This window comes from Bartonella sp. OC68QHHN (assembly GCF_042193875.1).
In the GTDB taxonomy this organism is placed as follows: domain Bacteria; phylum Pseudomonadota; class Alphaproteobacteria; order Rhizobiales; family Rhizobiaceae; genus Bartonella; species Bartonella grahamii_A.
The window spans coordinates 47,996-62,165 of the sequence record NZ_JBHIME010000028.1 but is presented as its reverse complement, the minus strand read 5'-3'; the positions used below and the strand labels follow the sequence as shown (position 1 = coordinate 62,165).

At 38.5% G+C, this 14,170-nt stretch carries 8 protein-coding genes; 1 reads left to right on the top strand and 7 read right to left on the bottom strand.

Annotated features, from left to right (window positions below; genetic code table 11):
* Window positions 1-282: 282 nt before the first annotated feature.
* From ACFIJ0_RS05465 to ACFIJ0_RS05440, 6 genes are all read right to left on the bottom strand, one after another.
* Complete coding sequence (locus tag ACFIJ0_RS05465; RefSeq protein ID WP_375643995.1) at window positions 283-2,160, bottom strand: BID domain-containing T4SS effector; 1,878 nt, start codon at window positions 2,158-2,160, stop codon at window positions 283-285.
* A 739-nt stretch (window positions 2,161-2,899) separates the two neighbouring features.
* A complete protein-coding gene (locus ACFIJ0_RS05460) occupies window positions 2,900-4,780 on the bottom strand; it encodes a BID domain-containing T4SS effector (RefSeq protein ID WP_375643993.1) in 1,881 nt (626 codons plus the stop codon).
* Between the two features lie 210 nt (window positions 4,781-4,990).
* Window positions 4,991-6,274, bottom strand: coding sequence for a BID domain-containing T4SS effector (locus tag ACFIJ0_RS05455; protein ID WP_375623902.1), 1,284 nt, complete (start codon window positions 6,272-6,274; stop codon window positions 4,991-4,993).
* Between the two features lie 343 nt (window positions 6,275-6,617).
* Window positions 6,618-7,451, bottom strand: a complete 834-nt coding sequence (locus ACFIJ0_RS05450; RefSeq protein ID WP_375643992.1) for a BID domain-containing T4SS effector — start codon at window positions 7,449-7,451, stop codon at window positions 6,618-6,620.
* Between the two features lie 334 nt (window positions 7,452-7,785).
* Window positions 7,786-8,961, bottom strand: a complete 1,176-nt coding sequence (locus tag ACFIJ0_RS05445; protein WP_375661421.1) for a BID domain-containing T4SS effector — start codon at window positions 8,959-8,961, stop codon at window positions 7,786-7,788.
* Window positions 8,962-9,276: 315 nt separating this feature from the next.
* Window positions 9,277-10,875, bottom strand: a complete 1,599-nt coding sequence (locus ACFIJ0_RS05440) for a BID domain-containing T4SS effector (protein WP_375623897.1) — start codon at window positions 10,873-10,875, stop codon at window positions 9,277-9,279.
* 471 nt (window positions 10,876-11,346) lie between these two features.
* Here ACFIJ0_RS05440 and ACFIJ0_RS05435 point away from each other — a divergent pair, with 471 nt between their 5' ends.
* Complete coding sequence (locus ACFIJ0_RS05435) at window positions 11,347-11,514, top strand: hypothetical protein (RefSeq protein WP_375623894.1); 168 nt, start codon at window positions 11,347-11,349, stop codon at window positions 11,512-11,514.
* A 653-nt stretch (window positions 11,515-12,167) separates the two neighbouring features.
* Here ACFIJ0_RS05435 and traG read toward each other — a convergent pair.
* Window positions 12,168-14,084, bottom strand: a complete 1,917-nt coding sequence (gene traG / locus ACFIJ0_RS05430) for a Ti-type conjugative transfer system protein TraG (RefSeq protein ID WP_375623892.1) — start codon at window positions 14,082-14,084, stop codon at window positions 12,168-12,170.
* Between the last annotated feature and the right edge of the window lie 86 nt (window positions 14,085-14,170).

The window sequence follows — 14,170 nt, the reverse complement described above, 5'->3', positions numbered from 1 at the left end:
AGGATAGGAAGACATGATTTTTCAAAAGAATTTTGTCTATTTTTAGCACTACAGGTAATGAAAGTGATTAATTATCATTTTCAAAAATGATTGATCCTTTCATTTTTCCTGTTCAGGTTTCTTTTCACAGTTGATGAGGATAAAATCTGAGGAAATAAGATAAATTTGCTCTCTCATGGTTTCTATTCCCGTTGAGGTGCGATTGATTTGCCGATGAAGGCAGGCGGGTAAAGGCTATCATTTTTACCAGAGAGGGCAAAAAAGTTAAAGTTTATGAACCCTTTAGATATTCATTGCCACTGCTTTTGTGTGCTCCGTTTTGTGAGGTTGAATATTTTCTTGTCTTTTAGGACTCTGATTGACGTTTTCTGTCATTTTTTGCATTTTAATTGCTTCTTTATCAAGAGTATTGGAACATTTTTTTTCATTGTTTTTCTTTATGGATTGATGCTGGATAGATTGATACTGGTTTGGTGCTAAGCGCTCATCGAATTTATGGTTATAAAAATACATGGGTTGTATATGCTGTTCTATCTCTTTTATTTGCTTGACTATTTCTATAATCTCTTTTGCTTTAACAGTTGATGTGCCAAGATTCTTCGCAAGTCTTTCAGGATTATTTTCCTTTATAGCTTCATGCTCGCTTGAGGATAAGCGCTCATTGATTTTTTTGATATAAGTCCTTATCTCCCCCCTTAATTCAGGAGAGTTTGATAAAGTTTCTTGCTGTTGTGCTTTTGACAAGGAAAAGAGATTTTTCATCCAAGCCTCAGGAATTTCTACCGACTGTTCACACCGCTTTTGTTTTACATGATGGGTATGGAGAATGTCTCTTTCTGTTTGTTTAAAAATATTGATATAGCAATCAATGGCTCTACAGAGGGGCAAAATATTTGCTTCAGCATGGGTGCGCGCGTTGTTTTTTATGCCAAAGACATTGCTACCAGAAAGCTTAGAAATAGATTGGGGAGAGGTGGCAATTTGATAGGTGAGCTGTTCTCCTTTAATATGATTTTCATGGATCATCTCAATTTTTTCCCGCAAAATATGACGATTGCCATAAATGATTTGGCACAAAGTTTCGATTTCTTTTTTTCTTGCTTGAATGGATGCGTTGTTTTTTATTCTTGTGGCAATTTCATTGTTGGTAAGGGGGGCTATTGTTTCTGCGGGGATAAGCACGTCTTGCTTGTTTTGAACTTTTGGTGCTGTAAAGGAGAGGGCGTCACCGATTTTTAATGTCTGTATTTGCTCTGGGGTGAGATCTTTTTTGTTTCCCAAGATGAAAATCCCGTTGGCATCAAGCATGAAGCCATTGGTCCCACTGCCTCTGTAGAAGCCTTTATAGGTGTGACCTTCTTTCGCTGTTGTAATAAGATGATGATGAATATTCTCAAGCCCAATATGTTTCATATTGTCCATGAATTCTTTTAAAATAAGTATTTTTTCTGGGTTTGAGATATCCTCAAGCAAATGTTTCATCGCTTCCTTATCGTTATGTTTTAGCGATGCAATGCTGGCAAGATTCATGCGTTTTTCTGTTACAAGAGAAAAGTCGAGTGGGTGGCCAGCAACTTGCCCAAGTTTTTCAAAAAACATTCGTTGTGTGCGCCCATTTCCTTCTCTGAAGGGATGCGTATAGTTGAGCTGTATCAACATTTCAGTGACATGTTCAACAAATGTTTCGCGGGTTAAGCCTTTTAAACTATTCGTTTCAGCAAGTATTTTATCTAAATTTTCTAGTCCCTCTTGTATCTGTTGTGCTGAGGCAAAAGAAATACCAGCTTTTTTCATTATTGGCGTATAAGCAACGGTACCATCTTCAAATGTAAATGGTTTTTCGCGTGTTTGTCCAGCCCATTCAAAAGTATTTTTAAATAGGGTGTGATGAATATATCGGAGATATGTGGAGGTTAGTTTTTGTGGTGGCGCTTCTTGGCGTAGATGAATGATTGCTTTTGTTGTATCATGGGCACATTGCACTTTTAATTTTTCATAGTCTTTTATTCCATATTTGTTTTTTAAGGTGATACTATTGGGGTAAGAGAAATTATGGTATATTGTCTTATTTTCTTCGGTTTCAGGCGATGAGGATAATTTCTCCTGTAAGGTGAGAGGGACGGTGTCCGTTTTTTTTGTACCAATGTCCCAGTATGCCATTGCTTTTTTTGGGGGCTGTTTTGTTCTTTCTTGATGATCAGGGCGTTTTTCCTTTGTCATTTGGACAGATATTGGATCATTTGTCGTTGTATTGCTGGTCTGTAAAATGTTTTTTTGGAAATCTTTTTGCATTCTTTGGGGTATAACTTTAATGCTGTCATGTAAAGCATGAGGGGCAATCCATGGTGAAAAATGGGCTTTTTCTTTTTTTACATCCTCACAACATCGTTCCTTTAATATTTCTTTCTCTTTGATGCGGTATTTATTTTTAAGCATTTTGCTATTGGGATAAAAGAAATTCTGTGATGCTTTATTGATTTGCTGAGAAACGGCTGCACTAACTGCAAGGTGTTGTTCTTGCAATTCTTCCTGTGTAGAAGAGGCACAATGTTTTGTGTTTTCTTTCACGTATGTTTCCTTTCAATGTTAACATTATTTTTTGAAAGCTTTTTTACATTTTTTGCCTTTTATTATTTTCATAGCGTTTTCTTCAAAGAAGAATGCCCATTTGAATGATTAAAAAATTGACCTTATTCGTATGGAACCAAGTTAATCATGGAACAAAGTTAAAGTTTGTAATTTTTATGGAGTATTATCGTGAAATTTTATCAATGAATTCTGTAAAATAATGGGGTGTTTTATTCAAAGTTTTCTGTATCTTATACACCGTCTTTGATGCAATCTTGGCAAGATAATTGCACCAAAGTTTTGTATGAAAAGCCAACAATTAGGAGATTTATCACGACAAAGCTATTGCTTTTGATGTTTCGGCCCTGCACGGTCGAACATGCGGTTGGTCTTTTTGTCTAGAAGTTTCTGCAACCTCTTGATGCCGCTTTGCTGTTGAGCGTTCAGGTAACTTCGGGGGCTGCGATAAATTTTGCTGCTTTTGCAATTTTTTATCGGGATCGTTAAGCGGTTGATGACGTTCTTGTTGTTCTGCCTGATGGTTTTGCACAATGGTTTCTCTTAACTGTTTTACAGTTTCAGCATAATCCTTAATGACGGTACACAGGGTAGGAAGATTTTCTTCAGCGGCTTTGCGTGCTCCATTTTTTATGCCAAGGACTTGCCTACCAGCAAGCGGAGCAAAAGATCTAGAAGGGTTTTCAATTTGAAATAAAAGCTCTTCTCCCATCTCTGGAATTTTTTGCATATCTTCTATTCTATATTGCAAAATAAATGGATTATTATAAACGATTTGGCACCAATATTCGATCTCTCTTTGACCATATCGAACCGATGGATCTTGTTGAACTCTTCGGGCAATTTCCTGATTTGAGAGAGGCTTTATTTTCTTTTCTGAATTGAGCGGATTTTGTAAATGTTGATTTATTGGCTCTTTCTCTTGTGCTTGTCGCTGGTGTTGTTGTTCCGTGTGAGAACCTTGAGAAATCTTTTCACTTTTTATATATTTTGAAGTATACATATAATCGTTAATGGCAGCACATAGAGTAGGAAGAGTTTCTTCAGCTTTTCGGCGCGTATGATTTTTTATGCCAAGAACTTTTCTACCAGCAAGCTTAGAAATAGACTTAGGCTGTTCTGTAACATCCCATAAGAGCTGTTCTCCCATATCGGGGTTTTCTTTGATTGCTTCTATTCTTTCTTCTAAAATAAGCCTGTTGCCATAAACCTTTTCGCACAAAAATCGTATTTCTTCCTGATATGCTGCGAGCAATAGCTCTCTTTCCATTGTATTAATAGATTTTTTTTGTCCGTGAGACGGTTTTGGTTGTTCAATTGCTGTGTGTGGAGAGGTAGGTTTTGGGATGACAGCATCGCTTTGTTTTCTGTTTTCCATACGGTGCGGTTTTCGTGAAGGAGGTACTGCATATGTTCCACTATCTTGTGATGATGAACTGCTCTGTTGCCTAACTTTCATATGTGATGGTGTTTTGGGTCTCACACTTGGGTAGTGTGCTTCAGGGTTCTGAATTTTTTCACCGTTTTGCACTCTGTCTCTCATGCGTGGGGGCGTTTGCGGAGCAGGCGTTGCATAGAGACTTTCTTCCTCTTGAACTGTTTGTTTGTTTTGTTGTCTATCTTTTGCACGTGGAGGTCTTTGTGGAGCTGCTTTTGTGTACGGAGAGGATTTTTCTTGGATTTTTATGTTGGAGATTGTTGTGCCGGTTTGTATTTTTTCTCTCATGCGTGGAGGAGGAGTCGGAGCCTCTTTTGTCTGTAGGGAGGAGGACTCTTGAACTGTTTGTTTGTTTTGTTGCTTATCTTTTGCACGTGGAGGTCTTTGTGGAGCTGCTTTTGTGTGTGGAGAGGAGTTTTCTTGGATTTTTGTGCTGAGGATTTTTGTGCTGGTTTGTGTTTTTTCTCTCATGCGTGGAGGAGGGGTCGGGGACACTTTTTTTTGTGGGGGAGGCGTTTCTTGGTTTTTGGCGCTAGGAGGTATTGTGCTGGTTTGCACTGGGTTTTTTATGCGTGGGGGGGGCGGTGGAGCAACTTTTGGGTGGTGTAATAAATTTTCTGAGCGTTTTTGTACAGTTGGTTTTGGCAAACTTTGAGAAACTTTGGGATGGGGGGGGCTGGTGGGGGATTGTTCAGCCTGTTGTTGAAATTTTTTCATCATTTCGGTGATAAAAGGGGAGGGACTTCTTTTTTTCATATATGTTCCTTTCAAACTCTTCCAATATTATTTTAAAATACTATTTAAAGATATAGTTTTGTTTTTATTTTGTTTTATGCTTTTTCATTTGCTTTTATGAGAGAGGATATGAAACTGAATTGTTTCACAAGACTCAACTCTCTTGGCGCAAATGACCTCTGCCATGTTTTGCGCCAAGACGTTAAATTCAATGTGAAAACTTACGTCTCTTTAGCTTGCAAAAGCCATCACTTTTGGTATCGCAGTTTTGCGAGGACGAATATCTGTTTCTCTTTGTTGAGTAGAGGTTGTTGCTTCTTTAAGAGTTACTATTGCAAGCTCAGTGCGTTCAACAGCTTGTGATAAACGTTGTTGTTGATGCAAATCTTGCGCTCGTTTAGAAGATGGTTCACGGCATCTTTGTTTTGCCTGTTCGGTTTGTGAAATGCTCTCTCTTACTTGTGTTACAGCCGTTGCATAATTTTCAGCGGCGTCAATTAATTGAGAAAGACCAGCTTCAGCATGTCTGCGTGTTTGATTTTTAAAGCCACAAAGATTGACACCAGCGTACTTGTGAAAAGATTGAGGATTTCTGACAAGTTGCTGTGCGAGTGCTTCTATTGTTTCAGGGTTTTGGAAAAGCGCTTCCACTTGTGATTGCAAAATGTTTGCGTTACCAAAAACAACTTTGCACCAATATTGGATTTGGGCATGGTGCCTTTTGACTTTTGAATGTTGATGAATTTTGGTAGAAATTTCTGCTTCTGAAAGACTTTCTTTTTCACGATGATCTGGTTTTTGCAGCAGTTCAGCGACGGCTGCCTTTCCCATTAAGCGCTCATAGTTTTTGAGTTCTTGCTCAGGAGATTGTAAGAGACTCTCTCTTGCCTGTTTTACCGCTTCTGTATAACAATCAAGGGTGACACTGAGAGCGGAAAAACTCTCTTCTGCTTGTTTGCGCACTCGATTTTTGAAGCCCAACATACTGGTGCCGGAAAGTTTAGCGATCCTTTCAGGATATGCTGCCATGCGCCATGAGAGTTCCTCTCCAGCAGCAGGATTTTTTTGAATTTCCTGCATTTTTTCTTGCAAAATGTTTGGGTTGCCATAGGCACTTGCGGATAAACGCTGAATTTCCTCTTGATAGGTTCGAACCAATGAATGGTGTGGAAGCAATTGCATGATTTCTTTTTCTGAGAGGATTGTTGTTGCCCTTTGTAGAGAAACTTGTGAAGTAACTGTTGCGTGTGTCGTTTCAGGTTGTTGCTGCATTTTGGTAGAGCCGCCTCTTGTTAACGAAGCTGTTGGATTTGTTGATGCATGTACAGTTTCTTCTCTTAAAAGAGATTGTCTTTCCTCGCCTTCTTCCGGTATCGTTGATAGTCTTTTGCTTTTGGAAGACGTTTCTTTAGGGATGGGTTCCTCGCCTGAGACTTCTGCTGCTGCTTTTTCATAGAGCGCTATAAGTTCTTGTATTGAAGAGGATGGAAAAGGGCGAGAGTGATCTTTTTTCATGCATGTTTCCTTTCAAAAATTGTTTTAGAAAACCTCTTTGGAGCACTCTTGCTTTTTATGCTTGGATCGCTTTGAGACAAAGGAAGATATCGAACTGAATGAGCTCCAAAGATCTGCGCTATTTGCAATCAGCCTAAGGGACATTTGTGTCTTTTATACAGTTTTTTTGTGAAATTTTATCAATAAGTTATAGTTAATTACTGAATCCATTTTTAGGACTGTTTCTTGTAACGATATAAAACAATTCTTGGCGCAATCGCAATAAAACGATTTACGCCAAGAAACTTTATGAAAAAAGATTAAATGAAGAACAAAAACTATCTGTTTTTATGTTTATGCCCCCTTACATGGCATAAGAAAATCCTTTTTCTCCATGTTTTTGTCGTTGAGGGCTATGCTCTGGACTATTTTGTTCTTGTCCTCTTGCGTGACGATGATGGGTTCTCTCAACTTGCTGAGAATTTTCTTGACGGCGTCTTTGCTCCGCTAGAGGGGTTTGCGATAGCTGTTCTTTTGCGTTTTCTACAGCTTTTGTATAACCATCAATGGCATCAACGAGCGGTTTAAAACCATCTTCAGCTGCTTTGCGTGTTTGACTTTTTAAGCCAAGTGCGGAGCGGCCAGCAAGTTTATGAATAGCCTCAGGACTTTCAGCAAGTTGATTTGAAAGGTCTTTTCCTTTACTGGGATCTGTAAGTATTCCTTGCAAGTGTTCCTGGAAAAGCGTGTCATTGCCATAAACGACCTGACCCCAATGCACGACTTCTTCTGCATATGCTTGGACGTGTGGATTTTTTAAAAGCATGACACTTATTTGCTCAGTTGTGAGGGAAGATGAAGGTCTTCCTCTTTGTTGTGGAGCAACTGCTGTATAGTCTGTTTCAGATTCTTGCTGCTTTTGATTATGGTGTCTACCACTTGAAGGAGAAACACTGCTAACTGATGCGTATGTAACCTCATCTTCGCGTTTTGGGGGAGCAACCTCTGTGTAATCGGTTTCAGATTCTTGCTGACCTTGATTATGGTGTCTACCTCTTGAAGAAGAAATACTGCTAACTGATGCGTATAGAACTTCTTCTTCTGGGGTTGGTGTGCGCTGGTTTCCTCTGTTTGGTTTATTAACTGTTGCATAGAGGGCTTCTGGATTTGCAGAAGGATGTGGATGATGTTTTTTCATGCATGTTTCCTTTCAATATTTTTAGAAAACCTCTTTGGTGCATTCCCCATTTTTAGTTTTGATAACTTTTGTACAAAGCAAGATACCCAACTGAATGACCTCCAAAGATTTTGCGCTATTCAGGGGTAGTGTAACGGACATTTGTGTCTTTTATACAGCTTTTTTATGAAATTTTATCAGTAAGTTATCAATAGTTATCGTAAATTACAGGCGCCATTTTTATGACTGTTTTTTGTAATATTTTAAAACAATTCTTGGCGCAATCGCGATGAAACGATTTGCGCCAAGAAACTCAATGAAAAATAAAAAATTATGTACTTTTACGGGGGCTTACTTACATGGCATAAGCCATTCCTTTTTCGCTATATCTTTGTCGTTGTGGGCTGTGCTCTGGACTATTTTGTTCTTGTCCTCTTGTGTGATGACGACGATGATGGTGGTGATGTCTGTGTTCTGGGTCTCTTTCTGGACTTTCGTGTTTTTGACCTCTTTCTCTTTCCTGTTCATGTGTAAACTGTTTATGGAGCTTTTGTGTAGTCTTTACATGTCGTTCAAGAGCTAAGCAAAGGGGAGCAAAACTCTCTTCAGCTTCTCTGCGGCTTGGAGATTTTACACCAAGTATTTTGTGACCTGCAAGCTTCCCAGCGCTTTCAGGATTTTCTGCAAGGTCCCATAAGATTTGTTCTGCATTTTGAGGATCGTCAAGAATCTTAGCCAGTTGTTGATTCAAAGCATGCTCGTTACCATAAACAACTCTGCACCATTCTTGAGTTTCTCTTATACCATATTGAAAGTCTACGTTTTTTAAAAGTTTTGTTGTAACCACATCTTTTGGGGTTCTGGGAGGGGGGGGGGCTACTCTGCCAATACCTTGGTAGATAGGGTTTTCTAGTTGTTCGGACTCTTGCCTGTCTTCAGCTCCCATGCCAACTGTTGTATAGACAGATTCGAGTGATCTTTGGGAAGAGCGGCCACCACTTTCATCAAATTCAAGCTCTGCATAGAGATGTTCTGGTTCATGGGAAGAATGCCTACCCTGTGCACCTCCACCAACTGTCTCGTAGGGGGACGTTTGCCAACCTTTCGCCTCTAGATCCGTTACTGCATAGGGATCTACGAGTTTGTCGGTACGTCGCCCATCACTTGGTCTCCCACCAAGTCTGTCATAGGGATTTCCTAGTGGCTTTTGGGGAGCATAGATCGTTTGTGGTGGTTGTTGAAGTGTATATTGTTGTGGGTTGCGCTGTTCTTTGGGTGGTTTGTTAACCTTTGCGTAGAGGTCTTCTACATTAGAAGCTCCTAGATTTTGTTGTTCAAGTGGTTTTGGGGGAGCATAGATCGTTTGTGGTGGTTGTTGAAGTGTATATTGTTGTGGGTTGCGCTGTTCTTTGGGTGGTTTGTTAACTTTTGCGTAGAGGTCTTCTACATTAGAAGCTCCTAGATTTTGTTGTTCAAATTGTCGTCTTAGTTCCTCTACATTGCTAGAAGCGGTTGGGTGACTTTTTTTCATGGCTGTTTCCTTTCAATATTTTTAGAAAACCTCTTTGGCTTTGGCGCATTCCCCACTTTTTGATAACTTTAAGATATAAGGAAGATATCCAACTGAATGACCTCCAAAGATTTTGCGCTATTCATGTTGATATATAGTGGACATTTATGTCTTTTATACAGTTTTTTTTATGAAATATTATCAATAAGTTACAGTAAATTACAGGATACATTTTTAGGACTATTTTTTTGTAACATTTTAAAACAATTGGTGGGTGCAATGGAGGTAAAATGATTTGCGCCAAGAGTCAGTTGGAAGGCAAAAGTTCATGCGTTTTTAGCCGGTAAGAGCAAGCGATGAAGAGCAATCAACTTTTAAGGCGGGAGCTTGACATTGTGCTTCTTTGGTGTTCCTTACAGTATTCGCAATTTCTTTTGCTCTGCTTTCCGATGTTCCAAGTAGGCAAGCTAGTCTGGTATAATCTTTTTCTTGTATGGCTTTACGATCTTCTAAAGATAGACGGTTGTATAGTTGGCGCGAAAAGTGATGGAGTTCTTGTCGCAGTGAACGAGAATGCAATAAAGCTTCTCTTTGTTGTTCTCCTGGTAAGGCAAAAAGGTTTTGTAAATTTTTTCCAGGTGTTTCGACAGTGTGGCTCAGGCGTTTTTGTTCTCTTTGATGTTGCTCTAAAATTTCTTCTTTTGTTTGTTGTGTTACTGTGGCATAATTTTTAAGAGCTTGGCTGAGTTGTGGAGCAGTTTCTTCCGCCTGTCTGCGATTTGAACTTTTAATGCCAAATATTTTTCTGCCTGAAAGTTTAGAAATTGATCGAGGATTTTGTAAAATTTCATCGGCAAACTGATTTCCTAAGTTTGGATCTGCCGTTAAGATGTCTATTTTTGTCTTTAAGGCCTGTGCTTTACCATAAACCAGCTTTGATAAATTTTCGATTTCTTTTCGGCATGCTTCAACATAAGCGTCATTTGAAATCCTTGTGAATAACTCTTCATGTGTGAGAGGTGCTAATGTCTCTTTTGGGATCAGTGTTTCTTTTAAGCTTTGAACGTTGGTTTTTTGAAAGTAGAGGGGGGCACCGTTGAGTAATGTTTTGACGAGTTCTGGGGGGAGATCATCTTTGTGGCCGACGACGAAAGCACCTTCTACTTCCATGACAAAACCTTCTGCTGAAAAACCTCTAAAGATGCCTTCATAGGCGATCCCTTCTTTTGCGGCAACAACAATACGATTGTTAATTTCATCCAGTCCGGCATTTCTCATTTGGAAGATGAATTCTTTTAAAACAAGGGATTTTTGCGGATGCGTGATATCTTCAAAAAGATCTTTCATCGGTTGAGGATTGCTATATTGCATGGCTTCAATACAAGCTGCTGTCATGCGTCCTTTTGTGATGAAAGAAAAGTCAATGGTATGTCCTGCTGCTTGTCCAAGTTTTTCCATAAACATTCGATTTACGCGTCCATTCCCTTTTCTGAAAGGATGTGCGTGCTCGAGCGCCATAAAAACTTCAGCGGCATTTTCAGCAAATTCTTGGCGTGATAAACCTCTTAAATTATTCTTCTCATTAAGTATTTTTTCGAGTTGTTTTAGCTCTTTTTTTATCTGTGGACCAATAGCAAAAGGAACTTCATAACCTTTGGCACGCATCGCCGGCATATGGGCAGAGGTGCCATCTTGAAATGTAAAAGATGTATCGCGGGTTTTTCCAGCCCATTCAAAAGTTTTGTGGAAGAGGCTCCAGTGGATTAATTTTAAATAAGCGGAATCAAATTTTTGTGGAAGTGGTTCATAGCGAAAATTAACGGCTTCTCTGGCGGTATCATGGGCACAGCGTTCATACAGTTTTTTGGGGTCTTTTATGCCATATTTATTTTTGAGTGTTAGGGTACCTTTATATAGATAATTTTTCTCTAACATATAATCTCTCCTAGGTAGGTAGGGTGGTGGTTGATAAGCGTCTTAAACGCTGCATGTGAAAAATTCCCCTTCGCGTATTCTTTTGAGATTTTTGGTGTTATGAGAGGGAGCGCTTTTCCCTCAAGTGTATGGATGGTTGTATCAACTGTTTTGTGATACTTTTGAAAGGTTTTTGGTGTGAGAAATGCCAAATGTTCTGTTGCGATTGTTTTCATGCATATTTTCTTTTTTCATTTATTTTTGGAAAGCTTCTTTGATGTTTCTTTTTGTTTATTATCCTGTGGTGCTGTAAAATACCGGTATTGAGGGAGCTGATATGAATCCTATGAGTGGTCAGAAAATGGATTTTCTAAAAATTGACTCTGGGTGAAATCTTCGTTCTTTGAGGAGTAAGGAAGAGGTCAAAAAGAAAAATGTTGCTTAAAATTGTTGTTTTTTTCCTTTAACAAAGTTGTTTGCAAGAGTGCTTTGATGAAGATCGTGGATATGGTGGGGGCGATCGCTTTTGGTTTGCGGATGGCTTTGGTACTTTTCATACACAGTACTCAGATTGCTGAATCTATAGGCAAAAGCAGTCATCAAGAATTTTTCTCCATTATGTTTTTCTTGTTACTCCATATGAACAATCTTGCCATATGAACATCTTGTTTGTGTATTTTTGAAACAAAATGTTTTTTATTTTGTATTGTTGCTCTTATTATATTGCGCTGCTTTAAGATCCATAAGAGAGGAAACCTTTTCTTTGATTGGAGAGAAAAGCTTTTTTCAGCACTTTATCGTTAAAATAGAACACTTTATGATATCGTAAAGGGGGGAAAGCTTGTATAAGAATAATTTATTTATTTTGATGTATATCTAAAATGTTTTTTTGGAAAAAATCGATGTTCTTGAGTGTAGGTATTTTGAGAGTTCTTGTCTCAAAGATCAATATTTTGTTTTTCTTGAGTCTTGATATTGGTGATTAGTTTTGTGAAATGTTTTTGGTTGTTTGTAGGGGATAAATTATACACAAAAAGCTTTGTAGGAATGTATTTGCAGACTTTTCCAAGTGGAAATGTTGGTTTAGTTATAGGTGATTTGAGGGGTTTGGTATTTTTTATAAAGACGGTGGGCGCTGGTAGTAAAACGATACACAAAATATAAAAAGGAAAAAACACGGATTTTTTTATCATGTTTTCCTTATGTGTGTGAGGAAGCGGTCAAAAACTTTTTGTTAACAGGCTTTTAAAAAACAGAAATGTATGTTGTTTCTGTGGTTGTTCTTTTCATAGTCAAGATCTCATAATAGGAGGTTAGTTTTTCTTTTGTGGGGCAAAGCGGTTTTTTGCAGCTGCGGCTAACATTTCTTTTCTTCTGAAATAGATGGCACGACCACATCGCAAAGGAGGTTGTCCTTGCATAAGAATAATTTGTTCATCTTGACGCATTTCTTGAATAACCTCGTGGGGTAAAATCAGAGCTCTTTGTTGGTAATTGACGTTGTATGAATTCTTTCCTAAAGATAAGCCTCTTGATTTGCTTGTTCCGGTTACTTCAACGGTCATTTGGCCACAGCGTTCTGAAATGTCTTTGGCAGTTTGGAGGTCTTTAATGGCAGCATAGCTGACAAAGGAGCAGCTTTCAAACCATGAACGTGCTCCAGCTTCTCCAAAGTGATTGACCAACTGACCAGAGGATTGATAAAAAAGCATTAAGGATGTACCGTATTTACGTCCACGATCGCGCGCTTCTTCTAAAATATTCATATAGCCTAGAAGATCAACTTCATCTAAGACAAATAAAACACGCTTTTTATAGTTACCATCTGCTGTAACCATGGCATTGAGAAAGGCGCCAATAATCACACGTCCAATAGCTGGATAACTGTTTAAAATGCTTGCGGGGAGATTGAGAAAAACATCTGTATTGCCATTTGTAATATCTGAGGAAAAAAAATCATCTCCGCAGACAAGATCTGCGTAATTGGACAAAGAAAGCCATTGAGTATCTTTTGATGCGGTTGTATAGACTCCTGAAAAGGTTTGCTCTGCCATTTCTGTAAAAATACCAACCATTTCACGAATAAAAGGAGAAGGTGTTGTTTCTTGAATCATACGTAGTTGATTGACAACAGCTGTTTCTGATTGAGAGAGAATTCCACGCAATGTTTTTAAATTGCGCTCGTTGTCTTTATATTCATCAGAAAATATAACATGAGCAAGAAGAGCTGTTAAAAGATTATGAGCTTGTGTCGAGAAATATTCCGCTGAAGAATTGTCTGATTTTTTATCTGTAAGAAGCAACTTAGAAAAGCTTACAATATTTGCTTCGCGTTGTGCCCGTGGTACGCTGTCGTCTAAAAGCCAATCGATGACATTAAAATTTTTTGTTAAAAATGAATTGGGATCAAGAACAATGACATTTCTATTCCCCATCTTTTGACGCGCAAATTTGACCATTGGGGCCACTTCTGTTGAAGGATCAAGACAAATAATAGACCCTGGATAGGTTAAACACGTCGGAATTACTGTACTTGTGGTTTTATAGCCACCAGAACCAGCAAAAAAGATCATATGCGTTGAACCAAAATCAAGATTAAAGGTTAGCAAAGGGGCTGTCCCACCTTTTCCCCATGTTGTTTTATTGCTAGGTGCAAAGGGAATTTTGCACACAATATCTTGATCAACACGGTATCTTTCACCCACAACAATTTGCCCATTGGCAGGAAAGATTTTTGCTGCCTCTCGTAAATTCATCCATGCGGATTCACCAAAAACACCTTTTTTTGCACGCTTGACCTTGTTTTTAGGTGGAGAGGTTGTTACGAATTGAATGATGGAAAAAAAAACACCAATGATGATGCCAAAGACAACCATGGGGTCCATGAATTGAAGGGCATAGTTCCACGTTATTCCTTGTTGGCCAACATAGGGACCTAAACGTTTTATTTCTCCACCAATATAGTAAAGAGCAGTGGTTCCAAAAAAGACAATGGAAACGAAAGTGATTCCTTTACGTAAGTGCAGTTTTTGCGAGAGACTATAAAACAATGAAACAGCAGCTGTTAGTGCTAGGACTAGTAAAGGTTCTGAACGAAGAGTCCAGTAAATTTGATTGCTCTTTAGTCCATTTATTATAAACAACAAAAAATGAGGAACAAGGAATATCGTTAAAGCACCTAAAGCGATTGGTGTTAAAATGATTACCATTTGTGTCTTGGTATATTTCATTGTATTTTACTTTCAATTCTATCAGAATATGCTGCGAAAAGCTCTTTTTTCAGGTGTGTGATATTAAATTCTCTCTTTTTTGAAAA